Source organism: Cyanobium sp. L1E-Cus (assembly GCF_024345755.1).
GTDB classification, from domain to species: domain Bacteria; phylum Cyanobacteriota; class Cyanobacteriia; order PCC-6307; family Cyanobiaceae; genus Cyanobium_A; species Cyanobium_A usitatum.
In genome coordinates this window covers 18443-45343 of sequence record NZ_JAGQBS010000008.1, presented here as the reverse complement: position 1 = coordinate 45343, position 26901 = coordinate 18443, and the positions used below count along the sequence as shown (strand labels likewise).

21 protein-coding genes and 2 tRNA genes are annotated in these 26901 nt (G+C 62.0%); 17 read left to right on the top strand and 6 right to left on the bottom strand.

Annotated features, from left to right (window positions below; translation table 11 throughout):
• Window positions 1-5: 5 nt before the first annotated feature.
• Window positions 6-1103 carry a peptide chain release factor 1 gene (gene prfA, locus KBZ22_RS08880; protein WP_255021768.1) on the top strand — a complete coding sequence of 366 codons (1098 nt, stop codon included), beginning with the start codon at window positions 6-8 and terminating at the stop codon, window positions 1101-1103.
• 6 nt (window positions 1104-1109) lie between these two features.
• On the opposite strand, the gene KBZ22_RS08875 is transcribed toward prfA, so the two are convergent.
• Entirely contained in the window at window positions 1110-1610 is a 501-nt protein-coding gene (locus tag KBZ22_RS08875; RefSeq protein ID WP_255021733.1) for an HNH endonuclease, read from the bottom strand.
• Window positions 1611-1660: 50 nt separating this feature from the next.
• On the opposite strand from KBZ22_RS08875, the gene alr reads away from it, so the two are divergent.
• From alr to KBZ22_RS14410, 5 genes are all read left to right on the top strand, one after another.
• Window positions 1661-2878 (top strand): alanine racemase, encoded by a 1218-nt coding sequence (gene alr / locus KBZ22_RS08870; protein ID WP_255021732.1) that lies wholly within the window; start codon window positions 1661-1663, stop codon window positions 2876-2878.
• Window positions 2879-2896: 18 nt separating this feature from the next.
• Window positions 2897-2985: transfer RNA gene (locus tag KBZ22_RS08865), tRNA-Ser, on the top strand.
• 1000 nt (window positions 2986-3985) lie between these two features.
• On the top strand, window positions 3986-4165 hold the full coding sequence (locus KBZ22_RS08860) for a hypothetical protein (RefSeq protein ID WP_255021731.1): 180 nt from the start codon (window positions 3986-3988) through the stop codon (window positions 4163-4165).
• A gap of 265 nt (window positions 4166-4430) precedes the next feature.
• Window positions 4431-5123: a bifunctional 2-polyprenyl-6-hydroxyphenol methylase/3-demethylubiquinol 3-O-methyltransferase UbiG gene (locus tag KBZ22_RS08855; RefSeq protein WP_255021730.1), complete on the top strand. Its 693-nt coding sequence runs from the start codon at window positions 4431-4433 to the stop codon at window positions 5121-5123.
• A 241-nt stretch (window positions 5124-5364) separates the two neighbouring features.
• Complete coding sequence (locus KBZ22_RS14410; protein WP_396111884.1) at window positions 5365-5541, top strand: hypothetical protein; 177 nt, start codon at window positions 5365-5367, stop codon at window positions 5539-5541.
• 210 nt (window positions 5542-5751) lie between these two features.
• On the opposite strand, the gene KBZ22_RS08845 is transcribed toward KBZ22_RS14410, so the two are convergent.
• On the bottom strand, window positions 5752-6699 hold the full coding sequence (locus KBZ22_RS08845) for a serine hydrolase (protein WP_255021729.1): 948 nt from the start codon (window positions 6697-6699) through the stop codon (window positions 5752-5754).
• A gap of 32 nt (window positions 6700-6731) precedes the next feature.
• On the opposite strand from KBZ22_RS08845, the gene KBZ22_RS08840 reads away from it, so the two are divergent.
• The 4 genes from KBZ22_RS08840 to KBZ22_RS08825 all read left to right on the top strand — a co-directional run bounded on the left by KBZ22_RS08840 (window position 6732) and on the right by KBZ22_RS08825 (window position 9267).
• On the top strand, window positions 6732-7508 hold the full coding sequence (locus KBZ22_RS08840; RefSeq protein WP_255021728.1) for a C40 family peptidase: 777 nt from the start codon (window positions 6732-6734) through the stop codon (window positions 7506-7508).
• A gap of 26 nt (window positions 7509-7534) precedes the next feature.
• Entirely contained in the window at window positions 7535-8509 is a 975-nt protein-coding gene (locus KBZ22_RS08835) for a glycosyltransferase family 2 protein (RefSeq protein ID WP_255021727.1), read from the top strand.
• A 103-nt stretch (window positions 8510-8612) separates the two neighbouring features.
• Window positions 8613-8729, top strand: a complete 117-nt coding sequence (locus tag KBZ22_RS08830; protein ID WP_106632445.1) for a photosystem I reaction center subunit VIII — start codon at window positions 8613-8615, stop codon at window positions 8727-8729.
• 46 nt (window positions 8730-8775) lie between these two features.
• Window positions 8776-9267: a photosystem I reaction center subunit XI gene (locus KBZ22_RS08825; RefSeq protein ID WP_254942898.1), complete on the top strand. Its 492-nt coding sequence runs from the start codon at window positions 8776-8778 to the stop codon at window positions 9265-9267.
• 327 nt (window positions 9268-9594) lie between these two features.
• On the opposite strand, the gene psaB is transcribed toward KBZ22_RS08825, so the two are convergent.
• On the bottom strand, window positions 9595-11802 hold the full coding sequence (gene psaB / locus KBZ22_RS08820) for a photosystem I core protein PsaB (RefSeq protein ID WP_106632412.1): 2208 nt from the start codon (window positions 11800-11802) through the stop codon (window positions 9595-9597).
• Between the two features lie 19 nt (window positions 11803-11821).
• Entirely contained in the window at window positions 11822-14125 is a 2304-nt protein-coding gene (gene psaA, locus KBZ22_RS08815) for a photosystem I core protein PsaA (protein ID WP_106632413.1), read from the bottom strand.
• 645 nt (window positions 14126-14770) lie between these two features.
• Between psaA and KBZ22_RS08810 the strand changes: the two genes are divergently transcribed.
• Both KBZ22_RS08810 and cobJ read left to right on the top strand, forming a co-directional pair.
• Window positions 14771-16018: a hypothetical protein gene (locus KBZ22_RS08810; RefSeq protein ID WP_255021726.1), complete on the top strand. Its 1248-nt coding sequence runs from the start codon at window positions 14771-14773 to the stop codon at window positions 16016-16018.
• Window positions 16015-17868: a precorrin-3B C(17)-methyltransferase gene (gene cobJ / locus KBZ22_RS08805; RefSeq protein WP_255021725.1), complete on the top strand. Its 1854-nt coding sequence runs from the start codon at window positions 16015-16017 to the stop codon at window positions 17866-17868. Before KBZ22_RS08810 ends, cobJ begins: the two co-directional genes overlap by 4 nt.
• Before the next feature lie 5 nt (window positions 17869-17873).
• Here cobJ and KBZ22_RS08800 read toward each other — a convergent pair.
• A tRNA-Pro gene (locus KBZ22_RS08800) sits at window positions 17874-17947 on the bottom strand.
• 106 nt (window positions 17948-18053) lie between these two features.
• Between KBZ22_RS08800 and lipA the strand changes: the two genes are divergently transcribed.
• Window positions 18054-18923 carry a lipoyl synthase gene (gene lipA, locus KBZ22_RS08795; protein WP_255021724.1) on the top strand — a complete coding sequence of 290 codons (870 nt, stop codon included), beginning with the start codon at window positions 18054-18056 and terminating at the stop codon, window positions 18921-18923.
• Here the strand turns inward: lipA and KBZ22_RS08790 are convergent.
• Window positions 18920-23518 (bottom strand): glutamate synthase-related protein, encoded by a 4599-nt coding sequence (locus KBZ22_RS08790; RefSeq protein WP_255021723.1) that lies wholly within the window; start codon window positions 23516-23518, stop codon window positions 18920-18922. The two genes, lipA and KBZ22_RS08790, sit on opposite strands and share 4 nt — an antisense overlap.
• 176 nt (window positions 23519-23694) lie before the next feature.
• On the opposite strand from KBZ22_RS08790, the gene KBZ22_RS08785 reads away from it, so the two are divergent.
• From KBZ22_RS08785 to rpsG, 4 genes are all read left to right on the top strand, one after another.
• On the top strand, window positions 23695-25437 hold the full coding sequence (locus KBZ22_RS08785; RefSeq protein WP_255021722.1) for a phosphodiester glycosidase family protein: 1743 nt from the start codon (window positions 23695-23697) through the stop codon (window positions 25435-25437).
• Between the two features lie 42 nt (window positions 25438-25479).
• Window positions 25480-25836, top strand: a complete 357-nt coding sequence (locus tag KBZ22_RS08780; protein WP_254998941.1) for an AIR synthase — start codon at window positions 25480-25482, stop codon at window positions 25834-25836.
• Between the two features lie 65 nt (window positions 25837-25901).
• Window positions 25902-26276, top strand: coding sequence for a 30S ribosomal protein S12 (rpsL, locus tag KBZ22_RS08775; protein WP_106632417.1), 375 nt, complete (start codon window positions 25902-25904; stop codon window positions 26274-26276).
• A gap of 106 nt (window positions 26277-26382) precedes the next feature.
• Window positions 26383-26853, top strand: coding sequence for a 30S ribosomal protein S7 (gene rpsG, locus KBZ22_RS08770; protein WP_106632418.1), 471 nt, complete (start codon window positions 26383-26385; stop codon window positions 26851-26853).
• Window positions 26854-26901: the final 48 nt, after the last annotated feature.

Genomic DNA, 26901 nt, shown 5'->3' with positions numbered 1-26901 from the left:
CGCTGATGGATCCTTCCCTGCTGCATGAGCGTCTGGAGACGGCCCGCCGCACCTTCGAGACCCTGGAACGCCAGCTGGCCGATCCAGCCGTGGCGGCTAATCCCAGCCAGATGCAGGCCATCGCCCGCGAGAGGGCTCGCCTTGAGCCCTTGGTGCAGGACCACCTGAGCCTGCAGAAACTGCAGCAGGAAGAACGAGAAGCTCGCGCCCTGCTGAAGGAACATCGGGGCGACCTCGCCATGGAGGAACTGGTCAACGAGGAGCTGGCAACCCTGGCGGATGCCACGGCCAGCCTGCTCGACAAGCTCACGGTGGCCCTGCTGCCCCGAGACCCCCGCGATGAGCGCAGCGTGATGTTGGAGATCCGCGCCGGCGCCGGTGGCGATGAAGCGGCGATCTGGGCCGGCGATCTAGCCCGCATGTATGAGCGCTACGCCCAAGGGGTGGGCTGGCGGGTGGAACCGGTGAGCGCCTCCGAAGCCGAGCTCGGGGGCTACAAAGAACTGATCCTCGCCATCAAGGGGGATGGGGTTTTCAGCCAGCTGAAGTTTGAGGCCGGCGTGCATCGGGTGCAACGGGTGCCGGCCACCGAGTCCCAGGGCCGGGTGCACACCTCAACCGCCACGGTCGCCGTGATGCCGGAGGCTGATCCCGTGGAGGTTCAGATCGACCCCGGCGACATCGAAATCAGTACCGCCCGCTCCGGTGGCGCCGGCGGCCAAAACGTCAACAAAGTCGAAACGGCCGTAGACCTATTGCACAAGCCCACCGGCATTCGGGTGTTCTGCACCCAGCAGCGCTCCCAGCTGCAGAACCGCGAGCGCGCCATGGAAATCCTGCGGGCAAAGCTCTATGAGCGCCAGCTGGCAGAAGCCAACGCCCAGCAGCGCTCCACCAGGCTGGCCCAAGTAGGCAGCGGCGACCGCAGCGAGAAAATCCGCACCTACAACTTCAAAGACAGCCGCACCACCGACCACCGCCTAGGCCGCAACTTCGCGCTTGAGCCGGTGCTCAACGGCCAGCTCCACGACCTGATCAGTGCCTCAATCGCCGCCGATCAGAGCCGCCAGCTCGAGGAGCTGGCCCAACAGGTAGCCAGCTGAGCGCTCTCAAGCCCCAATTACATATTTGGCCCACTCGCCATGCTGCCCTGCCGAAATCTGGCGACTGGCTTCAAAGCTAAAGCTGCCCAGGGGCCGATGAGGTGGACGCAGCAGGGGCATCGCGGCCTCCCGCGGCGTGCGGTTGCCCTTGCGGACATTGCAGGACAGACAGGCTGTGGTGACGTTTTCCCAGGTATCGAGGCCACCGCGGCTGCGGGGCACCACATGGTCGACAGAGAGCTGCTGAGCGCTGGCCCCGCAGTACTGGCAGCGATGGCCATCGCGGTGAAACAGGTTGCGGCGGGTCAGGGGCAACGGCTTGTAGGGCACCCGCACGAAATGACGCAGGCGGATCACGGTGGGGAGCAGGGTGTCCTCGCGAATCCTGCGCACCGGGTCATGCTCAAGCCCCTCCGCCTTCCCCTTCAGCACCATCACCACCGCACGACGCCAGGTGGTGATGTTGAGGGGCTCGTAAGACGCGTTTAGAACGAGAACATGGCCCATGCCAGCACCCGTGATCGGAGGCATGCTAGTGGCAATCTTCGCTGTAATCCGTGACCCAGGCGACCGAGACCAGTTGGAGTGCCCAGGCCCATGAGGCCAGCCTGGCTCGGCAACGGGCCTGGGTAGAGGTGAATACCGGCGCCATAAGTGCCAACGCCCGCAGCCTGAAACGCTGCATAGGCAATGGCACCGAGCTGATGGCTGTGGTCAAGGCCGACGGCTATGGCCATGGATCGATCCCCGTGGCCAGGGCCGCCCTCGCTGGTGGAGCTAGTCAGTGCGGTGTCGCGACCCTGAGCGAAGGCATCGAGCTACGCAGGGCCGGCATCGAAGCACCAATCCTGGTGCTCGGCAACCTCACCCAGGTAGAGGAGCTGCGCAGCTGTCTGCACTGGCAGCTAATGCCGACTATCAGCGGCATGCGCGAAGCCCTGCTCTGCCAAAACCTCGCCAGCGGCCAAGGCCGCCCGATGGCCCTGCAGCTCAAGCTCGACACTGGCATGGCTCGGCTCGGGGCCGATTGGCAGGAGGGGCCCAGACTCGTGGCCGCGATCACGGAACTGGAAGCCGTGCAGTTGGCCGGTCTCTATTCCCATCTCGCCAGTGCCGATGCATCAGCGGACGCCGATGACGGGCTCACCGATCAACAGCAGCGGCTTTTCGAGACGGTGCTGCAGGCCCTGGAGCACCAGCGCCTGCCGGCTGGCATCCGCCACCTGGCCAACTCGGCCGGCACCCTGCGCAGCCCAGGGCTGCACTACGACCTAGTGCGAGTCGGCCTGGCGCTATATGGTCACAGTCCAGCGGCCCACCTGGCTTCTGTCACTCCCCTGCAGGGAGCGATGACCCTGCACGCCCGCGTCAGCCTGATTCGGGAGGCGGGCAGCGGGGTGGGGGTGAGCTACGGCCATCGCTTCCGCACCAGCCGCCCCAGCCGTCTTGCCGTTGTTGGCATTGGCTACGCCGATGGCGTGCCTCGCCAACTCTCCAACCAGCTGGAAGTGCTGTTTGCAGGCCAACGTCTGCCCCAAGTGGGAGCCATCACCATGGACCAACTGGTGCTCGATGCAACCGACTGCCCGGGACTGGAGGTGGGGTCGGTGGTGACTCTGCTGGGCCAGGAGGGAAGCGAACAAATCACCCCTACCGACTGGAGCGATCGCTGCCAGACCATCCCCTGGGAAATCCTCTGCGGCTTTAAGCACCGCCTGCCACGACTCACCGCTGCCCAAGCCGCCTGGGAGGCCCCAGGCGATAGGGCTCACTGATAAAGTCGTCAAGCCCCTGGAGAGGTGGCTGAGTGGTTGAAAGCGGCTCCCTGCTAAGGAGTTACAGGAGGCAACTCTTGTCGAGGGTTCGAATCCCTCCCTCTCCGTTTTAAGCAGGATTCACGGCGGAGTCACCACCGCCGCGAGTCCTGCTGGCGACTGACATTGGTGAGTCAGCGATTCTCCAGTAGTGCGACCCAGTACCCGCCCATGGGTGTTGGAAGTGGTGTAGTTGCCCATTCTTGTGGTGTTGGATGCCCGAATTGCGAAAAGGCAGCCCAGCACTAGATAGCAGCGGGTATGAGCGATGGTTCCACGCCACCTCACCCAGGGAGAGCCAGACCTGACGCTGTTTAAGAGAAAAGTGGGGCGTGAGCGACGGGGACGAAATCTCCGCCCACTTCCTAGACCTATGGACGGGTCGAACGCCGCCATAGATAGTTATTTGAGTTAGGCACTGGTATTGGGTGCGAGCAGCAGCAAGGTTTGTTCACAAAAAAATCCCTGGCGTGTTCGACTCCGCCAGGGATACGCTTCCCGTCGCTCATCACGACTAGCCAACGCTATTAGGTACTTACGCTCAGGCCATGGAGTGATTGCCGCAGGTGTTCATGCGGACACGCTCAAGGAACTCCCATTCCCCAGAGGGGGCAGCAGGTGGCCCAGGGAGAGCAGCAGGCATCGCACAAAAGCGGATACACCTGCACGATTCGCGCTGGGGCCACGAGTCCAAGGAGTCCCATAGCACCGAGGCAGTCGCCAACAGCCGAAAGCGCCCGTACCGTGCTCATAAGCCCCAACAAGAACAGATGAAACGCCTGCTGCTACTCGCCCTGACCGCTGGGACGCTGCTGATGGGCACAACTGCCAGCGCCCACTGCGACCAGAAGCACGGGCACCAGGAAACCTCGACCCAAAGCGCCAGGCAGTGATATTTCAGCCCCTATCGATGCTGGTGCTCTAGTTGGTCTTTGCCGTCGCAGCAGGAATCAAGTTCTGGCGCCTGGCGGCTCAGCTTGGAAAATGCCCTGAGGGCACGAGCAAGAGCACAGAGGAGTTCCGAAAGACCCTTGAACGCATCTGGGCGAAGAATCAGCAACGGGCGCAATGGAGCACCTGAACTGGGGATACATCCAACTGGGCTTGGTCGCCCTGATCTTTGGCGGTCTTCAGGTGTGGTGGATTAGCAGCGTCTTTTGGAGGCGCGACCTGGCACGTCCACAAAGCGATGGAGAGTTCCGCAAATCACTGGAACGGATCTGGAAGAAGGAACAGCGGCAGGGGTAGCGGCGCAATGGTTGCGTATCTATGAGGTTGCCAAAACAACCGTCTGCAATAACTGCGACACTTCAATCAAACTCGTCCCAAAGCACTTCTTCCACTACGACGCGAAGCTGGCGACGGGGGCACTGGCGAATAGGCGGAAGGGTCTTAGGGCAGCAAAGAACGGCGACAACATAAACTTTTGCCATGGAACCCTGTAAATGTTATAATTTGCAACTATAAAATCTTCTTAAGTGCTAAATTAAAAATTCAGAATTTATCGACTTTTATGAGTTTTGAATTTGGCGATCCAGATATTTTTGATAAGATTTATGAGAATTCATACTGGGGCAAGGGGTCAGGGGGCGGAAGCTCACCTGAAGCAACTCAACCCTACAAGATATTCCTAGAAGAGTTTATTCGTCAACACGATATTAAATCAGTCGTTGACCTTGGTTGCGGCGACTGGCAGTTTTCTCAATTTCTCGACTTTGGCAGCGCAACATATATTGGCATCGATGCATCTAAATATGTAATCACAAATAATCAGCGGTCATTTTCGCGATCCAGGGTTTCCTTTGCCAATCTCCCAGAGGATTATAATGAACTTCCATCCGCCGAACTGTTAGTTTGCAAAGACGTACTAATGCATTTAAGCACGAAGGAAGTTCAAGATATTTTGTCAATTCTCCCAAACTTTAAACATGCATTAATCACTAATGACATTCCATGCGTATCCGCACTCGGGAAAATTCTTCTAAAGCTGCGAAGTCCCTTTTCACCCATAAATAATAGAGAAATAAAGACGGGGGACTACAGGACTCTTGACCCGACTGAACACCCATTCAACCTAAGGCTAAAAAAAGTATTTGAGTGGAAAGGCAGTAATCTAATCCTTGGCAAAGATTGTGGCTGGACAAAGCGAACTTATTTGCATCAGCAATGCCAAGACGTGGAATTGCAGAGTCCAGGAGCTCATTGAGTCCCTTGCCACCAAGACAGTCGGCTATAGCAGTAAGCATCCATACCCTGCTAACAAGACCGAACAAAATCTGATGAAGCACCTGTTACTCCTTGGCGCCCTGATGCTGCCTCTTGGTTCTGCCCACGCCCAAGCACAGAAGATCAAGTGCCCTGGCGATAACACGGTAGAGATGCGCTACTGCGCTGGTCAGTCCTGGGAGCAATCCACAGACCAGTTGAAGCAAAAGCTGCCCAGGCAGATGCTCCAACAGTGGCAGGACACCACCCGAGCGATCTGCGCCCACGCCTATGCCCCCTACAAGGAGGGCACCATTTACCCGCAGTTGGTGGTGGGATGCGATGACCACCTAAATCGGGCACTGCTGAAAGAGTTACACCCGCTGAACAACCAGGGATATGAGGAGAGGGCGCCATGACGACTACAAGGGCTCAGCGCTGGTATTGACCTGCGGCCAGCGCCCTGAATTTGCACGTTCTATGTGGTGTTGGAAATAGTGTTGGAATTGGTATTGGAAATGGCATTGGATTCCGCCTCCACCAAAGGGAAGCGTCGTCTCTTCCCGTGTCACCACTTCGCTCTGAGAGTCACAACTACGGCCTCCCTCTCCGTTGTTAAGCCCGAATGCTTATTTACGGCTGGCTGCGGCCAGCCGGGTAGCTATCTCGGGTAGGAGCTTGTGATCCTGGGCGCAGGCCTGGCCCTCAGAAAAAATCACCAGCAAGAAAGGCGCAGCTTTTGGCATAGAACCCTCAGCTGACGGCTCCACGTAGGCAGCATCGTGCCGGGCCTGGCTCATCCAGCCCGCCTTGCTCCAGAGGCGAGAGCCAAGAGGCAAACCCTCACCTATGAAGCCATCCACCTGGTTTTCTGGATCCGCAAGCCTCAAGGCCGGATCCAAGCTGCGCGCCAGCAGAGCTGCCATCCGGGCACAAGCTGGCGGCGAGACCAGGGCCGACGCCAGCACGGCCTGCAACAAACGGGCTACAGCGTCGGTACTGAGGCGATTGCGGTTTTCCAGATCGGTGCCGTAATAAACCCGCTCGCGCCCGTAGGGACCATCACCCCAGGTTTTTTGGCAAGCATTACAGCCCTGCAGCTCCGGCCAGCCAAGCTCGCTCAGCCAGCCATTGACAAGCTGACGCTGCTCCACCCAGTGGGCCATGCGCTCGGGGGGCAGAGAAGGGCCGCTGGTGGTGCCACTAAGCAAATCCACCACTAGGGAGGTGGCGTCGTTGCTGGAGTCGCGGATCATGTCTGAAAGGGCACGCCGCAGCTCGGGCGTATCCGCAAGCAAGTCAGCCTGGCGCCAGGCCTCAGCCGCCACTAGGTAAACCAGCTTCACGACGCTGGCTGGATAGCGAGGACGATCCCCAGCCCAGCTCGCCCCCTGCACCGGCTGGGCCCAGAACAGATCGGGATCTAGATCGGCAGCTCGGCCAAGCAAGGGCTGGTCGTAGCGAAGCCAGGTAATGGAGAGGTGCTGGGCTAAGCCAGGCCGCCCCTCCAGCTCAAGAGCCCGCACCAGATCGGCCAGGATCTGAGCCATGGCTGGATCGGGGCTGTAAAAAGCCATCACCGCCGGCCAACGTTGTGGCGAGATTAGCTGTGCTGACAGTAGACACCATCAACCCTGCCCAGCTGGCTGCCGGCACCCCAGCCGCGCCAGAATGGCTCATTCCAGGCACGAACTGGCAGCTCACTGGCAGCGTCGACCTCTACAGCCAGGCCCGCGGAGAGGGGCTAGCCAGCCAGGCCTGGACTGGCCGCCACCTGCAAATCCTGACCAGTCCTGCCGCTACAGGGTCAGGAATGCGCCTGCGGGTACGACTGCTCGACGATGGCTACCCAGGCTGGCTTGAGCCCGATGCCTTGCTGGGGCGAGCAGTGGCGTGCTCCCCGCCCCAGCCGCAACTCCTGCAGCGCTGCATCATTGTCCGGAGGATGGAGCAAGTGCTGAGCTTCGCGCAGGCCGCCCAGCGCGTAGCCAACACCTACCTGTGGGGCGGCAGCCTGGGCCCCAACTACGACTGCTCCGGTCTGATGCAGCGGGCCTATGCCAGCGCTGGCATCTGGATTCCGCGCGATGCCTACCTGCAGGAGCGGTTCTGTCAGCCAGTTGCGGTGCACCCGGGCCAGGTGCAGTTGCTGGAGCCTGGCGACCTGATCTTTTTTGGCACACCCCAGCGCTGCAGCCACGTGGGGCTGCACCTAGGGGGCGGCCGCTATTTACACAGCTCCGGCGTCGCCCACGGCCGCAACGGCATCGGCCTCGACGACCTGGCGCCCCAAAACCCCGACCCGGTGGCGCGCCACTACCGACTGGAACTGCGGGGAGCGGGGCGGGTAATGCACAGCCATAACGGCAGTCCCCTACCCACCTAGGGTCGATGCCACAGGCTGACAATGACATGCAGCAAACGGGGGAAGGTCAGGCCGAGCTTTCCGTAGTGGTGCCCCTCTACAACGAGGAGGAGAGCCTGCCCCAGTTGGTGGAGCAGTTGCTGGCGGCACTGCGACCGCTGCAGCTGAGCTTTGAATTGGTGCTGGTAGACGACGGATCCAGGGACGGCACAGCGAAGGTGCTCAGCCAGCTAGTCGCCACGGTTCCGGAGCTGGTGGCCGTGCTGCTGCGCCGCAACTACGGCCAGACGGCGGCAATGGCGGCCGGCTTTGACGCCAGCGGCGGGGCGGTGATCGTGACCCTCGATGGCGATCTGCAGAACGACCCCGCCGATATCCCCCTACTGCTAGCTGAGCTCGACCAAGGCTTCGACCTGGTAAGCGGCTGGCGCCACCAGCGCCAGGATGCGGCCATGCAACGGCTGCTGCCCAGCCGCATCGCCAACAGCCTGATTGCCCGGGTAACTGGGGTGCGACTCCACGACTACGGCTGCTCCCTCAAGGCTTATCGGCGCGAAGTGGTGAGTGACCTCAACCTCTACGGCGAACTCCACCGCTTCCTGCCTGCCCTGGCCTTCATCGAAGGTGCCCGGATCAGCGAGGTGAAAGTAAACCACCATCCCCGGCGTTATGGGGAAAGCAAATACGGACTCGACCGCACCTTCCGGGTATTGATGGACCTGCTGACGGTCTGGTTCATGAAGCGCTTTCTGACCAGACCGATGCACGTCTTCGGCTTCGGGGGCCTGGCCGCCATGGGCGCAGGGCTGCTGATCGGCATCTGGCTTGTAGGCGAGAAACTACTGCTTGGCGCAGACATCGGCGATCGCCCCCTGCTGCTGATGGCCCTACTGAGTTTTCTGACGGGGGTGCAGCTCTTCTGCTTTGGCCTGCTGGCCGAACTGCAGATGCGCACTTACCACGAAAGTCAGGGACGACCGATCTACCGGGTGCGCGGCATCGTGCGCGGATCCGAAAGCTGAGAGGCGGGGCAAAGGGATTGAATTTTTATGTCGCCCTAGCCGGCCCCGCAAGCTGCCACGGGTGGTCTTCGTACAGTATTAACGGTTGCTATTGGCCCGCGCCATGACTGGAGAATTTGCTGCCGCTTGGTTGCCCTCGGTGTTAGTCCCACTTGTTGGAATCCTCGGCCCAGCCGTGGCCATGGCCTTGCTTTTCAACGTAATCGAAGCCCGCGACTGAGCCCGACCCAAGCCGTCGCTCAGCCTCACCGCCTACCCCCGCCACCATGACCGTGACCCCCGTGGCCGACCCCTGCGTCGGCAATCTGGCAACCCCCGTCAACAGCAGCTATTTCAGCCGGGCCTTCATCAATGCCCTGCCCGCCTACCGCCCCTCCCTATCTCCGAACCGTCGTGGTTTGGAAGTAGGCATGGCCCATGGCTTCTTTCTCTACGGACCCTTCGCCGTCTGTGGTCCCCTGCGGCTCACCGAGTACGCCAGCACCGCTGGTTTACTCGCCACCATTGGACTGGTGTCGATCTTGACCGTATGTCTCTCGATCTACGGCACCGCTGGCAACGGACCCAACATCCAGCCGGCTGACGCCACCATCGACAACCCGCCCGCAGACCTGTTCACCAAGGCTGGCTGGGCAGAATTCGCCAGTGGTTTCTGGCTGGGTGGCTGCGGTGGCGCCGCCTTTGCCTGGTTCCTAGCCGGCACTGCGATCGTTGCCCCGCTGGTCAATATCGCTGGCGGCGTCTGGAGCGTCAACTGAATCCCAAGCGGTTTTCCAATCCCCTGAAAGCTCCGCTAAGGCGGGGCTTTTTTATTGGGTGTTTTTACTGGGCGTTTTTATTGAACCTTTATTGGGCCTTTGATTGGGCTGATCTTGTTTGGGGGCAGCCCGATAGATAGTGGCTGCTGGGCCTGGGCCACAAGCCAAGCCTTCGGGACCAGAACCATTCCCTTAGGGGGAAAGAGCCAGGGGGTGCAGTGAGAGGCAAGTTAACCAACAAACAATGGTCAATAAAACAATGGACAATAAAAAACCCCAGCTTGCGCCGGGGTTAATTCGTCCCTCGAGGGAGCAAGTAGGCCGCAGTTAGCCGAACTTGCCAGAGGTAGAAGCAATCAGGAAGGCTGCATACGTGAGTATGTAGCCAATAGTGAAGTGAGCAAGACCCACAACACGAGCCTGGACGATCGAAAGAGCGACAGGCTTATCGCGCCATCCAACAAGGTTGGCAAGCGGGGTGCGCTGATGCGCCCAGACGATGGTCTCGATGAGTTCCTGCCAGTAGCCGCGCCAGGAGATAAGGAACATGAAACCGGTGGCCCAAACCAGGTGACCGAACAGGAACATCCAAGACCAGACGGCCAGGTTGTTGCTGCCAAACGGGTTGTAACCGTTGATCAGCTGGGAGGAGTTAAGCCACAGGTAGTCGCGGAACCAACCCATTAGATAGGTGCTGGATTCGTTGAACTGAGCCACGTTGCCCTGCCAGATGGCGAGGTGCTTCCAGTGCCAGTAGAAGGTGACCCAACCGACGGTATTCAGGGCCCAGAAGACGCTCAGATAGAAAGAGTCCCAGGCACTGATGTCGCAGGTACCACCACGGCCGGGGCCATCGCAGGGGAAGGAATAGCCGAAGTCCTTTTTGTCAGGCATCAGCTTGGAACCCCGGGCATCCAGAGCACCCTTCACCAGGATCAGAGTCGTGGTGTGCAGACCAAGCGCAATGGCGTGGTGAACAAGGAAATCACCAGGACCGATCTGCAAGAAGAGGTCGTTGCCACCATTGATGGCGTCGATCCAACCGGGCAGATAAACCGCACTGGCATTGCTAGCTGCGGATGCGGAATTGGATAGCAGCACATCCATGCCATACATCGCCTTGCCGGAAGCGGCCTGGACGAATTGGGCAAAGACGGGCTCCACCAAAATCTGCTTCTCAGGAGTACCAAAGGCCACGACGACGTCGTTGTGGACGTAGAGACCCAGGGTGTGGAAGCCAAGGAACAGGGAGACCCAGCTCAGGTGGCTGATTATGGCTTCCTTGTGCTCGAGCATCCGGGCCAACACGTTGTCTTTGTTGGCTTCCGGGTCGTAGTCGCGGATGAAGAAGATCGCACCGTGGGCGAACGCACCGCACATCAGGAAGATGGCGATGTATTGGTGGTGGGTATAAAGCGCAGCCTGCGTTGTGTAGTCCTTAGCGATAAACGCATAGGACGGCATCGCATACATGTGCTGGGCCACCAGGCTGGTGACCACACCCAGAGATGCCAAAGCCAGACCAAGCTGGAAGTGGAGCGAGTTGTTGATCGTGTCGTAGAGGCCCTTGTGGCCAGCACCTAGGTCACCAGGGGTGCCCTTGGGTGGGTTGTGGGCTTCAAGAATCTCGCGAATCGAGTGGCCGATACCGAAGTTTGTCCGGTACATGTGGCCAGCGATCACAAAGATGCAACCGATCGCCAGGTGGTGGTGGGCAATGTCCGTGAGCCAAAGGGCTTCCGTTTGGGGGTGGAAGCCACCCAGGAAGGTAAGGATCGCGGTGCCAGAACCCTCAGCAGTTCCGAACTGTTGATAAACGGTGTCTGGGTTCTGGGCATATACACCCCAGTTGCCGGTGAAGAACGGAGCCAAACCAGCGGGGTGAGGCAGCACTGAGAGGAAGTTGTCCCACCCAACGTGCTGACCACGGGCCTCAGGGATAGCCACGTGAACCAGGTGACCGGTCCAAGCGATCGAGCTGAAACCAAACAGAACCGCCAGGTGGTGGTTTAGGCGGGATTCAGCGTTCTTGAACCAGGCCAGGGAAGGCCGGAACTTGGGCTGAAGGTGGAGCCAGCCTGCGAACAGGGCCCAAGCCGACAGGATCATCATGAAGATGGAACCCTGATAAAGCTCAGCGTTGGTTTTCATCCCGATCGTGTACCACCAGTGGTACAGGCCGGAATAAGCAATGTTCACAGGGGAGGTAGCACCAGCCTGGGTGAAGGCGGCGATAGCTCCCTGGCCGAAGTGGGGATCCCAGATCGCGTGAGCGATGGGACGTACATGCAGAGGATCGGCGACCCACTGCTCAAAGTTGCCCTGCCAGGCGATATGGAACAGGTTGCCCGAAACCCAGAGGCCAATGATGGCCAGGTGACCGAAATGGGTGGAGAACAGCTTTTGGTAAAGCCGCTCCTCGGTCATGCCGTCGTGGCTCTCGAAATCGTGAGCCGTGGCAATGCCGTACCAAATCCGGCGGGTTGTCGGGTCCTGTGCCAGACCCTGGCTGAACGAAGGAAATTTCGTTGCCATTGGGAGAGGTCAGAAAAGGTCAGCCGACCGCGACGATGCGGGCCAGGAAGAATGCCCAGGTTGTTGCAATACCGCCCAGCAAATAGTGAGCGACACCGACAGCACGGCCCTGGGTAATGGAAAGCGCCCGCGGTTGGATGGCGGGTGCAACCCTCAGCTTGTTATGAGCCCAGACGATGGACTCGATAAGCTCTTGCCAGTAGCCGCGGCCACTGAACAGGAACATCAGGCTGAAGGCCCAGATGAAGTGGGCTCCAAGGAACATCAAGCCATAAGCACTGGAACTCGAGCCGTAGCTGTTGATCACCTGTGCGGCTTGAGCCCAGAGGAAGTCCCGCAGCCAACCATTAATGGTGATGGCGCTTTGGGCAAAGTTGCCGTTGGTGATGTGCTGGACGCTGCCATCAGCGTTGACGGTGCCCCACACGTCGCTCTGCATCTTCCAGGAGAAGTGGAAAATGACGATCGACAGGGAGTTGTACATCCAGAACAGGCCAAGGAACACGTGGTCCCAAGCCGACACCTGGCAGGTACCGCCACGGCCAGGGCCGTCGCAGGGGAAGCGGAAGCCCAGATTCGCCTTATCAGGGACTAGGCGGGAGCTACGCGCATACAACACACCCTTCAACAGAATCAGCACGGTGACGTGGATCGTGAAGGCGTGGATGTGGTGGACCATGAAGTCGGCCGTTCCCAAAGGAATCGGACCGGCGGCCACCTTGCCGCCCACAGCTACAACGGTGCCGTTGAACACTTCGCTCACACCCGCGAGGGCGTTAGGCGCAGTGCTACCTGCAGCGGCAGCGTGAAGACCCTGAATCCACTGCGCGAAGACAGGCTTCAAGGCAATGGCGGAGTCGCTGAACATGTCTTGGGGACGGCCCAAGGCACGCATGGTGTCGTTGTGGATATAGAGGCCAAAGCTGTGGAAGCCGAGCCAGATGCACACCCAGTTGAGGTGGCTGATCAGGGCATCACGAGCTTTAAGCACCCGGTCCAGCACGTTATCGACGTGCTTGGCGGGGTCGTAATCGCGAATCATCGCGATAGCGGCGTGCGCACCAGCACCCACAACTAAGAAACCACCGATCCACATGTGATGGGTGAAGATCGACAGTTGGGTGGGGTAATCAATCCCGATATAGGGATAGGGAGGCATCGCATACATGTGCTGGGCCACGATGATGCTCAGCGAGCCGAGCATCGCCAGGTTCACAGCCAGTTGGGCGTGCCAGCTGGTGGTCATGAACTCGAAGAGTCCGTCATGACCATTGGGAGCGGGGAACAGCAGGGGATCGCCCTTCTGGCCCTGGAGAATCTCCTTGATGCTGTGACCAATGCCCCAGTTGGTGCGATACATGTGGCCAGCCACGATGAACAACACCGCGATCGCCAAGTGGTGATGGGCGATGTCGGTCATCCAGAGGCTCCCGGTCACAGGATTCAACCCACCTTTAAAGGTGAGGAAATCGCTGTAAGCGGCCCAATTGCCCGTGAAGAAGGCTGAAACGCCAGCCCCGAAACCGGGGAATATCTGGGCGATCACGTCCTGGTTCAGGAACTCGTGGGGCAGGGGAATGTCGGCGTAGGTGGCGATGGTTTTGCCATTGAGCGCCAGCGGCTGGCCGGCGTCGATGGCGTCCATCAGCGCGGTGGTGGGCAGGGACACATGCAGCAGGTGTCCTGTCCAGGAGAGAGATCCCAGACCGAGCAGGCCGGCCAGATGGTGGTTGAGCATCGACTCAACGTTCTGGAACCACTCGAGCTTGGGAGCCGCCTTGTGGTAGTGGAAGACGCCGGCATTGAGCATCAAGCCGGCCATCACCAAAGCACCGATGGCCAGGGCCATCAGCTGGGTTTCATTGGTGATGCCCCAGGCCCTCCACACATGGAAGAGGCCGGAGGTGATCTGAATGCCGTGGAACCCGGCACCCATGTCTCCATTGAGAATTTCCTGGCCGAAAATGGGCCACACCACCTGCGCCGAAGGCTTGACGTGCAGGGGATCGGTCAACCAACCGGTGTAGTTGGAGAAGCGCGCTCCATGGAAGAAGGCGCCACTCAGCCAGATAAAGATGACGGCCAAATGGCCGAAGTGAGCTGAAAAGATCTTGCGAGAGACCTCTTCAAGGTCACTCGTGTGACTGTCGAAATCGTGAGCATTGGCGTGGAGGTTCCAAACCCAGGTGGTGGTTTTGGGACCTTTGGCAAGGCTGCGATCGAAATGGCCGGGCTTGCCGAACAGTTCGAAGGTGGCCGGAACTGGGTTCCGGTCGACCATGGCCTTCGCCTTTTCCCCACGCTCTGGTGGGCTGATGGTCATCGAGACGTTCCTCGAGGGACGGGATCGAGGTGGTGGGTCCACCCCTGCAGCAGGCCGGAGAGCCTGCCGTTGGGCCCCATGAACGACAGGCGACCGAGGCCTCCAATCGTTCATGGGCACCAGCCGGGAAGGGGGTCCGCGAAAACGCGAAACCACTTGCCACAACTGGAGCTTTGGGCCCCAATTAGGGGACCGCTCGCCGAAGTATAGGGGTCGTTTCCGAGAGGTTTTGGCTTGGAGTTACAAAGGTTCAATCCCGGCGCTTCCCAGGCCAGCACAGGGCTTTACAGAACAGAAAGAATCATCTACTTCAACCATCTTGCGGGCAGTTTTTTATTACTTAGAGAGCATCAAAAACAGCCATCTGCCGCATCCATTTCCCCCAGGGTGGCCCCGGCCAGCAGAATGCTTCCACTACAAGTTGAGCAACCCAGCGTGGGCGCAGGCAGCGCAACCTATCCAGCCCTCCCGGGTCGCCCCGTGCGATGGCGGCAGCGACTGCTCGCGGTCCTGCTAGTGGCAGCGTTGATGTTGTTGGCTGGCTGCAATCGAGTAGCCGCTAGCCGCAGCAGCGTCCCAGCCCCAGCGCCTCTTCCAGTCCAGGGGCCCAGTGGCCGCTTGCAGGAAGTCGCGCCACCTACCGCCGTGCAACAAGTTCAAGCGGCCCTGGCCGAACGCCAGCCCCAGGTATCGATCCAGATCCCGCTAGATGGAAGCGATCTGCCAGGCGGTCCGGTCAAGTTGCAAGTGCAGGTTCGTGATTGGCCGTTAGTTGATGCGGGAGTGCTCGGGCTGGGGCCTCACCTCGTGGTGCAAGTTGATGACCTACCGCCCCAACGCCTCACCACCTCACTCTCTGGGCAATTCCCAACTCGTCTGGACGCCGAACTACCGCCCCTGGGCCCGGGCAGCCATCGCCTTACCGCCTATGCGGCCAAACCCTGGGGGGAAGTGGTGAAAAGTCCAGGCGCCTGGGACCAGGTGCGGGTAAACCGGGTGGCCGCCAATCCCCTGGCCACTCCCCAGCTGGGCACACCCCAGTTGATCGGCGTAAGCACAGCAGATCTGGCCGGCCGCGAACCAGTGCTGCTCGACTGGCTGTTAATAGACGCTCCCCTCCAGGGCCTGCGCGACAACGACGGCAGCTGGCGCCTGCGGGTGACAGTCAACGGGGACAGTTTTTTGGTGGATCAGAACTCGCCTCTGTGGCTCAAGGGCTGGAGCAGCGGCAGCAACAGCGTGCTGATGGAGCTGGTTGATGGTCGCGGCGCCCCCCTCAACCCCCCTTTCAACACTTTGGTGAGCGAAGTGACGATTAATAGTTCTTCGCCCACGCCCAGTTGGCAGCGGGGGCGCCTGGATGCCAGCGAGTTAGCCCAGCTGCTGGGAGATCAGCCTGCAACGCCGGCGGCTCCAGAACCTGAACCAGTCCCAGAAGAACCAGTAGCAGCCATAGAAATCAATCCGCCGACGGCCAGCGAGCCCCAAACCGTGGCTGAACCGTTGCCCGCAAATGAGTCCCAATCACCACTTGAGCCCGAGGCTTCGCCTCAAACGGAACCCCTGCCGGAACCAGAACAACTTGACCCAGAACAACTTGACCCAGAACAACTGCCTGAGCTGGAGCCCACTGTTGAAGCTGAGTTAACAGAACCTTCGCAGCAAGATGCCCCACAAGCAGAGTCCGCACCTGTGATACCCCCACAAGCGATCCCAGCCCCTACTCCGGCCCCCACCTCTACGGCCCCCGCCACTAGGGCCACCACTGATCGGCTCAGCGCCTCCACCAACCTGGGGGGATCGGCCCGCAGCCAGCTGAATCCAGATGGTTCCCTGCTCAAGCCCAAGGCGCCGGGTCCCCTGGCCGGGCTGCGTCAGAAGGTAGGTAAGTGAATTCACCAAACAACCGCCCCGAGCAGGCCGCGCCGCGCGCCCGCCGCTGGGGCCTGGGCTTCAGCCCTGCCAGCGCCCCTGTGCTGGACCAGCTCCTTCAGGCCGGCCTGATCGACTCCCAGGTGGGGACTGACGACCAGATCACCGCAGGGGACTGCATAGTTGAACAGTGGTCAACGGCCAGCGGCTTTGTGATCGTTGGCGCCTGTGGCCTGGTGACCAGGCTGATTGCGCCGCTGCTCGTGAGTAAAGAGCGCGATCCCGCCGTGGTGGTGGTGGATCCACAGGGTCGTTTCGCCATTCCCCTGCTAGGGGGTCACGTGGCCGGGGCCGAGCGACTGAGCCACCAGGTTGCCGCCTGCCTGGGCGGCCAGGCTGTGCTCACCGGGGCAACGGCTGCAGCAGGCTTACTTAGCCTCGACAGCTTCGGCAGAGACTGGGGTTGGCAGCGGGGGCAGGGCGATTGGAGCGCCCTGATGCGTAAGGCAGCCCATCTGGATCAACCGCTGCGACTGGAAGCTCACCACGGCAGCCGCCGCTGGCTAGAGCTCGAGGCCGCCACCTGCCTACTGGAGCGCGCTGGTGGCTCTGGCAGTGGCTCTGGCTCTGGCAGTGGCTCTGGCGAGAACCCAGAGGCAGATCTGGTCGTAGATATCCACACCGGAGCTGGCTGCCGCTGGCATCCGCCGAGCCTGTGGCTAGGTATGGGCTGTGAACGCAACACCAGCCTGAGCCTGCTGGAGCGCTTGCTGGAACAGACCCTGGGCGACCAGCATTTGGCACCTGAATCCGTAGCTGGTTTAGCAAGCATCGACCGCAAGGCCGATGAACCGGCCCTGCTTGCTCTAGCGGCTAAACGAGGCTGGCCAGTGCGCTGGTTTGGGGCCGATTCCCTAGCCGCAGTGCCGGTGCCCACCCCATCGGCAGCGGTGGCCCAGGAGATGGGCACCGCCAGCGTGGCCGAGGCCGCAGCCCTGCTGGCAGCTGGCCCCGCAGCCCAATTGCTGCAAACCAAGCGCATTGAGCATGCCAACCCAGGCGAGCTCGGGGCAGCCACCCTGGCGGTGGCTCTGGCCGAGAGTCAATGGGCTCCCAAGCGGGGCCAGCTGCACCTGGTGGGCAGTGGCCCGGGCAGCCTGGAGCTGCTCACTGCGGATGCGCGCCGCGCCCTGGCGGAAGCCACGGTGTGGGTGGGCTACGGCCTCTACCTCGACCTGCTTGAACCGCTGCGGCGACCTGATCAGCTGCGCTGGAACGGCCAACTCACCGAGGAGCGGGCCCGCTGCGCCCTAGCCCTAGAGCTAGCGAGCCAGGGACTGAATGTGGCACTGGTGTCGTCGGGCGACAGCGGCATCTACGCCATGGCCGGCCTGGCCCTGGAGCTTTGGCTGGCCAGCCCAGCCGATGGCCGGCCCAGCTTCAACGTGCATCCGGGCATCTCGGCCCTGCAACTCGCCGCTGCCAAGGCAGGAGCTCCCTTGATGCACGATTTCTGCACCATCAGCCTCAGCGACCGACTCACCCCTTGGGAAGTGATCGAAAAGCGGCTGCAAGCAGCGGCTGCGGGGGACTTTGTAGTAGCCCTCTACAACCCCCGCTCCCTTGGCCGCGACTGGCAACTGGCCCGAGCCAGAGAGCTGCTGCTGGAGGGCCGGCCGGCCTCAACACCGGTGGCCCTGGCCCGCCAACTGGGGCGAGTCGATGAGGCCGTCAGCCTGCACAGCCTGGGCGAATTACCGGTGGAGCAAGTGGACATGCTGACCCTGGTGCTCATTGGCAATAGCAGCAGCTATGCCAAAGACGGTCGCATGGTGACCCCCAGGGGTTACCCGGGAGCCGAGCTCAGTTGAAAAAATCGGGATGACAGGATTCGAACCTGCGGCCCCTTCGTCCCGAACGAAGTGCGCTACCAAGCTGCGCCACATCCCGATGAGGGGAGTTTAGGGGATCAACTCGGCTGTAGACCTTGGCCTGCCGGTGGCTTCCTAAAATTGGAATTAGCCCTTCTTCTGGCCCCCGTGGCCCTACTGGCGCCTTGCTCAAACCCGACTGGCTGCGCGTTAAGGCCCCCCAGCGGGAGCGCATCGGTGAGGTGGCAGACCTGCTGCAAGATCTCAAGCTCAACACCGTCTGCCAGGAGGCCAGCTGCCCCAACATCGGCGAGTGCTTCGCCGGCGGCACGGCCACCTTTTTGATCATGGGCCCCGGCTGCACCCGGGCCTGCCCCTACTGCGACATCGACTTCGACAAGAGCGTGCGGGAGCTCGATCCCAGCGAACCTGAACGACTCGGCGAAGCGGTGGCACGCCTGGGCCTGAGCCACGTGGTGATCACCTCGGTAAACCGCGACGACCTAGCCGATGGCGGCGCCAGCCAGTTTGTGGCCTGCATCGCGCAGGTGCGCCAGCGCTCACCACTCACCACGATCGAGCTACTGATCCCCGATTTCTGCGGCAACTGGGACGCTCTGGCCGCAGTGATGGAAGGCGCCCCTGAGGTGCTCAATCACAACATTGAAACGGTGCCAAGCCTCTACAAAAAAGCCAGGCCCCAAGGCATCTACGAGCGCTCCCTGGAGCTGCTGCAGCGGGTGCGCCAGGGCTGGCCGCGCACTTACACCAAATCAGGCCTGATGACGGGCTTGGGGGAAACCGACCACGAGGTTCGGGAGGTGATGGCCGATCTACGCCGCCACCAGGTGGACATCGTCACCATCGGCCAGTACCTCTCGCCAGGCCCCAAACATCTGCCAGTGGATCGCTTCGTGACCCCAGAGCAATTTGCGACGTTCAAGCAGCACGGTGAGCAGGAGCTCGGCTTCCTACAGGTGGTGAGCAGCCCGCTCACCCGCAGCAGCTATCACGCCGGCGAGGTGCAGCGGCTGATGCGGGAGTATCCGCGCTAAGCCACCACAGCCTCCCGCTCCGCCAGACCCACGGCGGCCTTCTCGCTGGGGGGCACCAGCAGCTTGAACTGGGCCTTCCAGGTGGACCAATCGGCCAGTATGGCGGCCGCCTTGACGCTGCCGGTGGCGTCTAGATGGGCCTGCAGCAGGGGCTTGAGCAGGGCCTCCTGCTCAGGGGTTGTGAGCTCAGCTATGGCCACGATCTCCGGGTTCACCCGCTCCGCCAAACCACCGCTCTCATCAAGGATGAAGGCCACACCACCGGTCATGCCGGCGGCCACGTTGCGACCTGTACTGCCCAGCACCACCACGACGCCACCGGTCATGTACTCGCAGCAGTGGTCGCCGGCGCCCTCGACCACGGTTTTGGCACCGCTATTGCGCACGCCAAAGCGTTCACCGGCGCGGCCTACGGCAAACAGCTCTCCACCGGTGGCGCCATAAAGACAGGTGTTGCCCAGGATCACCTGGTTACCAGGGTCGTTGACGCCGGCGGGAGGCACAACGGTGAGGCGGCCACCGTTGAGGCCCTTGCCCACATAGTCGTTTGCTTCACCCACCAGGCGCACATTCATGCCTTGAAGCACAAAGGCCCCGAAACTTTGACCAGCGGCCCCCAGGTAGGTGAGATCGAGCTGGCCCTGGAAGCCGGTATTGCCATGGCGCGCCGCAATTTCACCGGAGATGCGGGCGCCCACGCTGCGATCCGTGTTGACGATTTCCATAGTGCGGGCCAGACGGCCGTGGCTGGAAATCGCGCTCATCACCTCGGCATCGGCCAGCAACTGGTCTTCCAAGATTTGTCCATTGCCGTGGGCCTCAGCGTCGTGCTTCAGCCAACTGCGATCAGCAGCGGCGGGAATCGGGTCAATTAGGCAAGAGAGGTCAAGAGCGCTGGTTTTGGTGAGAGCTACGGCCCGGGGCTGCAGCAATTCACTGCGGCCGATCAGCTCTTCGAGCCGGGCCACGCCAAGCACGCTCAGCAGCTGACGCACCTCCTCAGCCACGAACAGGAAGAAATTCACGACGTGCTCGGGCACGCCGGGGAAGCGCTTGCGCAGGTTTTCTTTCTGGGTAGCCACACCCACCGGGCAGTTATTGGTGTGGCAAACGCGGGCCATGATGCAACCCTCGGCGATCATCGCCACCGAGCCGAAGCCGTATTCCTCAGCTCCCAACAGGGCGGCGATGATCACGTCCCAGCCGGTTTTGAGGCCGCCATCGGCCCGCAGCAGCACCCGATCGCGCAAGCCATTCTCCAGCAGCGACCGGTGCACCTCAGTGAGGCCTAGCTCCCAGGGGCTGCCGGCATGTTTGATCGAGCTGAGCGGTGAAGCGCCCGTGCCACCGTCGTGGCCGGAGATCTGAATCACATCTGCGTTGGCCTTGGCCACACCGGCGGCGATGGTGCCGATGCCGATTTCTGCCACCAGCTTCACGCTCACCTTGGCTGCGGGGTGCACCTGGTGCAGGTCGTGGATCAGTTGGGCCAGATCCTCGATTGAATAAATGTCGTGATGGGGAGGCGGCGAAATCAGGGCCACACCTGCCTTGCTGTTGCGCAGCCAGGCGATGTAGGGATCAACCTTTGGCCCCGGCAGTTGACCGCCCTCACCCGGCTTGGCCCCCTGGGCCACCTTGATCTCCAGCTGGCGGCCACTGCGCAGATATTCGGGAGTCACACCGAAGCGCCCTGAGGCGATCTGCTTAATGGCGGAGCAGGCGGTATCACCGTTGCGCAGGCCATTGAGGCTGGGCAAGGTCGGCGAATGACCGTCGCCGTCCACATCGCTGAGCAACCCGAAGCGGGCCGGATCCTCGCCGCCCTCACCGCTGTTGCTCTTGCCGCCGATGCGGTTCATGGCGATGGCTAACACCTCGTGGGCCTCGCGGGAGAGGGCCCCCAAGCTCATGCCGCCGGTGCAAAAGCGACTGCAGATGCTCTCCACGCTCTCCACCTGCTCGATCGGCAGCGGGGCGAGAGCGGGCTTGAGTTCCAGCAGGTCCCGCAGGGCCGTGACTGGCCGGTGCTCCAGCAGGGTTTTGAAGGTAGAGAAGTGGTCGTAGCCGGGGCCCGCCTTGACGGCGGCATGCAGGGCTTTGGCCATCTCCGGGCTATTGAGGTGATACTCGCCGCCAGTGCGGTATTGCACGAAGCCCATGAACTCGAGCTTGGTGCGGTTGAGCTCGGGGAAGGCCTTGGCATGGAAGCTGAGGGTTTCGCTGGCCAGCTCGCCCAAGCTGAGGCCAGCCACCCTGCTGGTGGTGCCACTGAAGGCAAGCTGGATCAGATCGGCGCCAAGGCCGATGGCTTCGAAGATCTGGGCGCCGTGATAGCTGGCCAGCAGGGAAATGCCGATCTTGGAGAGAATCTTGCGCAGGCCGTCTTCTAGGGCCTTGCGCACATTTGCCTGCACCTGATCGGGGCTGAGCGCCGGCAGTTTGCCGCTTTCGATCAGCTTCTGCACCCGGGGGTGGGCTAGCCAGTGGCGGCTGGTTTCCCAGGTAAGCCAGGGGCAAACGGCACTGGCGCCGTAACCGATTAGGCAGGCCAGGTGGTGAGTGCTCCAGCACTGGGCCGTTTCCACCACCAGGGAAGCCTGCAGGCGCAAGCCCAGGTTGAGCAGGTGGTGATGCACCGCGCCGACGGCCAGCAGCGGTGGAATGGTGGCCGTGGTGGCATTGATCCCACCAGCCTCGCCGCCCCGATCGCTCAGCACCAGGATCTGGCTGCCGGCGCGCACGGCCGCCTCGGCAGCGCTGCGCAGGCGCTGCACCGCAAGCTCGAGACCACCAGGACCGTCGGTGACGGCCATCAGCGTGGAAAGGGTGGTGGTGGGCAGGCCCTGCTGGCTCACCGCCGCCAGCTCCGCCTCATTGAGGATCGGACTGGCCAGGTGCAGCACCGCCGCCGAGGCAGCTTCTGGGCGCAGCGGCGAGCCCCGCCTGCCCAGATGCATCTCCAAGCTCATCACCAGCTTTTCCCGCAGGGGATCTATCGGCGGGTTGGTGACCTGGGCAAAACGCTGCTTGAAGTAGTCGTAAAGGAGGTGGGGCTTGTCTGAAAGCACCGCCAGGGGAATGTCGTCGCCCATGCAATAGGTGGGCTCTTTAGCCGCGCCGGCCATGTCCTCGATCACCAGCTCGAAGTCTTCGGCGGTGAAGCCAAAGGCCGTTTGCTGTTGCAGCAGCTCCAGATCTGCCAGCTGACGCTCCTGGGTCCAGGGCTGGGGGACGAGGTTGCGACGATGCTGCGCCAACCAGTCACCGTAGGTATGGCGGGCGGCAACCTCGGCCTTCACCTCCCAGTTGCGCAGCAGGCGGCCCTGCTCCAGGTCCACTGCCAGCATCTGGCCAGGGCCGAGGCGACCCTTTTCGATGATCCGGCTCTCCTCAAGCTCGACCACACCGGTTTCTGAGCCCATCACCACAAAACCGTCGCTGGTGATGCAGTAGCGGGCGGGGCGCAGGCCGTTGCGATCGAGGGTGGCTCCCACGCAGCGACCATCGGCGAACACCAGCAGGGCCGGACCATCCCAGGGCTCCTGGGTGCAGGCGGAATACTCGTAAAACGACTGGATATCGGGCTTATCTGCCAGCTCAGGCTGGTCGCGGAAAGCTTCTGGCACCAGGGTGAGCAGGCTCTCGGTGATCGGCCGGCCGCTGCGCACCAGCAGCTCAAGGGTGGCGTCGAGGTTGGCGGAATCGCTGAAGGCGGGGTTCACCACTGGCTTCAGTTCTGCAGCCGCCTCCCCCCAGACCGCATCGAGATTTGCTTCCGAAGCCCTTGCCCAGTTGAGGTTGCCCAACAAGGTATTTATCTCGCCGTTGTGACCCAGCAGCCGCATGGGCTGGGCTAGGGGCCAGCGGGGCAGGGTGTTGGTGCTGAAACGGCGGTGGTACACCGCAAAGCTCACGGCAAAGCGTGCATCGCGCAGGTCGCCATAGAAAGCGGACAGCACCGCTGAACGCACCATGCCCTTGTACACAACAGTCCGGCTGCTCAGGGAAGCGAAATAAAGCTCACCAGGCCCTGGCCCCCAAACGGCGCGGGCCCGATCACCGCAACGGCGGCGCAGTCTGAATAGCAACGCTTCCAGATCATCACCGGCTTGGTCTGCGGCAATTAGCCACTGCTCAATGGCAGGAGCGGTCTGGCGGGCCAGGGAGCCGAGAACAGATGCATCCAGAGGGACTGCACGCCAACCCAGGCTGCCCAAGCCCAGCTTGGCGGCCTCTTCTTCACAGAAAAGTTTTGCCTGCTCGCGCTTTGCAGCATCGGCTGGCAGGAAAACCATGCCCAGCCCGCGAGCCACTCCCTTCGCTGCCGCCGCCTCAGTCCATACCTCTTCTAGATAGTTCCAGGGGATGCCGCAGAGCACCCCGGCCCCATCGCCGGAATCACCATCGCCACCGCAACCGCCGCGGTGCTCCATGCAGTCGAGGCCGCGCAGGGCCTGCTGCAGCACCCAGTGGCTGGCTTCGCCCTGAAGATTGGCCAGAAAGCCCACACCACAGGCGTCCTTTTCGCCAGCGACAGCGGCCGGCGCAGCGCTATCGCGATGGGGCCAAACAGGGCGAGAGAAGTGAGGCATAACCCGAGACGGTCCGGCAGGTGATCTGTCAGGGCAGCGCCGCTAACACCCACAGGTGCTGGCAGCAGCAGAGCAGCTGATCCTAGGGATGCACATCCCCAAACCAGTGCGCCCAAACCATGGCGCCCAAACCCTTAAAGAGGGCTAGCTTTCGTTGCTTTCGGCCAGGCTGGCCCATGGCCTCTACTGCATTCCTGGCTGGCTGGCTCCTGGTTTTGTGCCTGCCAGGGGTTGGCCAGGCCATGCCGATTACGCCGCCACCACCGCCGCCTCTTGTTCCAATCGGTGCGGCCGCCGCAACTGAGCGCCAGGGCAGCAGTATCCGCATTAACGGCCGACTCCAGAGCGCCCGCTGGCTCTGGGTTAGGGGCTTGGGCGACACGCCCCAACAACTGTGGATCCCCCTAGAGGTGCTCGAGAACCAGCTCGGAGTCACCAGCCGCAGCCGCAGCGATGGCGCTCTGGAACTGGAGTGGTTTGGCCAGGAACTCAAGGTGCCCGCCAGCGCCCAGCGCAGCCTCGAAGACGAGGTAGCGGTAGACGTGAGCAGCCTGTTTGGCCGCGTCGGCGTGGGCCTACGCCAGGAGGGCAGCCTGCTCAGCCTGGAGCTGGCCAGGCCCCAGCTGCTCCAGGTGCGCAGCTCAAACCCTGGCCCCGTCAAGCGCATCGTGCTCGACCTGGGCGGCCCGGCGGCCATTGGTAGAGACGGCGCCGGACTGGTGGTCGACCTGCTCAGCCGCAGTGACCAACAAACCCTGCTGGGGAGCCTGGGCCTCCAGGCCCAGCAGGACAGAGCTGGGCTGAGGCTCAAACCCTCCGCAGCCAAATTGACGCGGGTATTCAGCCTGGGCGAACCCAACCGGGTGGTGATCGAGTGGCCGGATCAGGGGGCCGCTAGCCGCACTGACAGTCCAGCCCCGATCGATCCGCGCCTGCAGGCCCTACTTGGCAAAGAACTTCAGTGGGATCGCCTGGTGCGCCAGGGGGTGCGCATCAATGCGATCCGCATTGATCCACTTCAGGCCTCACTGCAGCTGCGGCCCCTGGCCAGACCGGGAGGCATGGAGGGCCTCAGCTCCCTAGTGCAGCTCGCCAACCAGCAGCAGGCCTGGGTAGCGATCAACGGGGGTTACTTCAACCGGGTAAGGCGCCTGCCCTTGGGGGCTCTAAAACAAGACGGCCGATGGCTTTCCGGGCCAATTTTGAACCGGGGAGTCGCCGCCTGGGACGGGCGAACCATGCCCCGTTTTGGCCGGCTACAGCTTTCAGAGTGGGTTGTGGGCCCCGGAGCTCTGCGTCTACCGGTCGCCGTTGTCAACAGTGGCTACGTGCAGCGAGGTATCAGCCGCTATACCGCCGACTGGGGGCCCAACTACCGAGCCCTGAGTGGCTCTGAGACTGGCTTGTTAATCCAAGGGGGCCTGGTGCGACAGCAGCTTGGCCCCTCCGAATTGGATGCGGGTGTGGCGCTACGGGGCGATGACCTGCTGCTGGTGGGAAGGGGCGGAGCGGAGCTGCCCTGGGGCTTAGACGATCGGCTCCAGATCGAAAGCCGCCCCAGCAGCAACCTCGGCCTCGCAACACACGTGATTGGCGGGGGGCCATTGCTGTTGCAGGCAGGCCGCATCGTGCTCAATGGCGCCGCCGAAAACTTCAGTTCCGCCTTCCTCAGCCAAGGAGCACCCCGCACCGTGCTGGCCAGAGACGACCGCCAGATTTGGCTGATCACCCTGGAGGGGATCCAGGACAGCGGCCCCTCCCTGGGGGAAACCGCCGCGCTGCTGCAACAGCTAGGCCTACAAGATGCCCTAAATCTCGATGGCGGCAGCTCCACCGGGCTGGTGCTGGGGGGTTCCCTGCAGGTAAAAGGTCGGGGTGTGGCCGGATCCGTTCACAACGGTGTCGGCCTAGTGCCATGAGCGGGCTGTCAAAATTAGTCAGATATGCAGCACCCCATCCCCATGGCCAAGGCGCACAGCCTGCGCGTGACCGCCGCCGCCGCCGCCGAGCTAGGCCGCCACGCAGCTGTGGCGGGCACCCCCGGGATGATGCATCTGGATTTAGTAGATGGGCGCTGTGAGCGCTGGGCGATTCGATTGCGCCCCGGCCACCTGGCGGGCACGCCGATTGCCCGCGCCGATGGCATCACCCTTTATGCGCCAGCAGAGCAACTGAACCTGCTGAGCGGCCTGAGCCTGGACTACCGGGGTGACATCAGCGGCGGCGGCTTTTTGGTACGTCCAGGCGAAGGCACGGTGAGTTGCGCCTGCGGCACTGCATTCAGCCGCTTAGGAGGAGGGCGACAGGCGACCCAGTAAGGTGACGGATTGTCGAAATCGGTCGGACGTCCGACCAATATTCTCCGACCAGACCCCGGTCCTCGATGCCCACCATTCAGCAGCTAATCCGTACTGAGCGCCAGAGTCTTTCCCGGAAGACCAAGTCGCCCGCCCTGCGCGCTTGTCCCGAGCGCCGCGGTGTGTGCACACGCGTGTACACCTCCACCCCCAAGAAGCCGAATTCGGCCCTGCGCAAGGTCGCTCGGGTGCGTCTCACCTCTGGCTTTGAGGTGACCGCCTACATCCCCGGCATTGGACACAACCTTCAGGAGCACTCTGTGGTTCTGATCCGGGGTGGACGCGTCAAGGATCTGCCTGGCGTCCGCTATCACATCATCCGCGGCACCTTGGACACCGCGGGCGTCAAGGACCGTCGTCAGTCCCGTTCCAAGTACGGCGCCAAGACGCCAAAGAGCTGAAACCGCTTAGCTCAGCGTGACCAGCCGCTGAGCAGCAACTTCAGCAAAGGGCGTCACCGACGCCCGCTCCATTCCCTTCCTCTAGTTCTCCCCGCTCCGGTCGACCATGTCTCGCCGCAATGCCGCCGAGAAGCGCCCAGTGCTTCCCGACCCCCAATTCAACAGCCGCCTGGCCTCCATGATCGTGGCCCGGCTCATGAAGCACGGCAAAAAGTCCACGGCGCAGCGCATCCTTTCGGATGCCTTCTCCCTGATCAACGACCGCACCGGTACTGATCCCCTGGAGCTGTTTGAGACAGCTGTACGCAATGCCACCCCTTTGGTTGAGGTTCGTGCCCGCCGGGTTGGCGGTGCCACCTACCAGGTGCCGATGGAAGTTCGCCAGGAGCGCGGTACAGCCATGGCTCTGCGCTGGCTGGTGAATTTCTCCCGCGCCCGCAACGGTCGCAGCATGGCCCAAAAATTGGCTGGTGAGCTGATGGATGCAGCCAACGAAGCCGGTAGCGCGGTTCGCAAGCGGGAAGAGACCCACAAGATGGCTGAAGCCAACAAGGCTTTCGCCCACTACCGCTACTGATCCTGCCTGAACTGCTGAAACCCAGGGCGAGTTCAGCCTCTGCAGGCC

What these genes read in the sequence shown, in the direction of transcription:
- prfA (WP_255021768.1), top strand. Translation starts at nt 6, where the DNA reads ATGGATCCTTCCCTGCTGCATGAGCGTCTGGAGACGGCCCGCCGCACC.
- KBZ22_RS08875 (WP_255021733.1), bottom strand. Translation starts at nt 1,610, where the DNA reads ATGGGCCATGTTCTCGTTCTAAACGCGTCTTACGAGCCCCTCAACATC.
- KBZ22_RS08860 (WP_255021731.1), top strand. Translation starts at nt 3,986, where the DNA reads ATGGAGCACCTGAACTGGGGATACATCCAACTGGGCTTGGTCGCCCTG.
- KBZ22_RS08855 (WP_255021730.1), top strand. Translation starts at nt 4,431, where the DNA reads ATGAGTTTTGAATTTGGCGATCCAGATATTTTTGATAAGATTTATGAG.
- KBZ22_RS14410 (WP_396111884.1), top strand. Translation starts at nt 5,365, where the DNA reads ATGCTCCAACAGTGGCAGGACACCACCCGAGCGATCTGCGCCCACGCC.
- KBZ22_RS08845 (WP_255021729.1), bottom strand. Translation starts at nt 6,699, where the DNA reads ATGGCTTTTTACAGCCCCGATCCAGCCATGGCTCAGATCCTGGCCGAT.
- KBZ22_RS08835 (WP_255021727.1), top strand. Translation starts at nt 7,535, where the DNA reads ATGCAGCAAACGGGGGAAGGTCAGGCCGAGCTTTCCGTAGTGGTGCCC.
- KBZ22_RS08830 (WP_106632445.1), top strand. Translation starts at nt 8,613, where the DNA reads ATGACTGGAGAATTTGCTGCCGCTTGGTTGCCCTCGGTGTTAGTCCCA.
- KBZ22_RS08825 (WP_254942898.1), top strand. Translation starts at nt 8,776, where the DNA reads ATGACCGTGACCCCCGTGGCCGACCCCTGCGTCGGCAATCTGGCAACC.
- psaB (WP_106632412.1), bottom strand. Translation starts at nt 11,802, where the DNA reads ATGGCAACGAAATTTCCTTCGTTCAGCCAGGGTCTGGCACAGGACCCG.
- psaA (WP_106632413.1), bottom strand. Translation starts at nt 14,125, where the DNA reads ATGACCATCAGCCCACCAGAGCGTGGGGAAAAGGCGAAGGCCATGGTC.
- KBZ22_RS08790 (WP_255021723.1), bottom strand. Translation starts at nt 23,518, where the DNA reads ATGCCTCACTTCTCTCGCCCTGTTTGGCCCCATCGCGATAGCGCTGCG.
- KBZ22_RS08785 (WP_255021722.1), top strand. Translation starts at nt 23,695, where the DNA reads ATGGCCTCTACTGCATTCCTGGCTGGCTGGCTCCTGGTTTTGTGCCTG.
- KBZ22_RS08780 (WP_254998941.1), top strand. Translation starts at nt 25,480, where the DNA reads ATGGCCAAGGCGCACAGCCTGCGCGTGACCGCCGCCGCCGCCGCCGAG.
- rpsL (WP_106632417.1), top strand. Translation starts at nt 25,902, where the DNA reads ATGCCCACCATTCAGCAGCTAATCCGTACTGAGCGCCAGAGTCTTTCC.
- rpsG (WP_106632418.1), top strand. Translation starts at nt 26,383, where the DNA reads ATGTCTCGCCGCAATGCCGCCGAGAAGCGCCCAGTGCTTCCCGACCCC.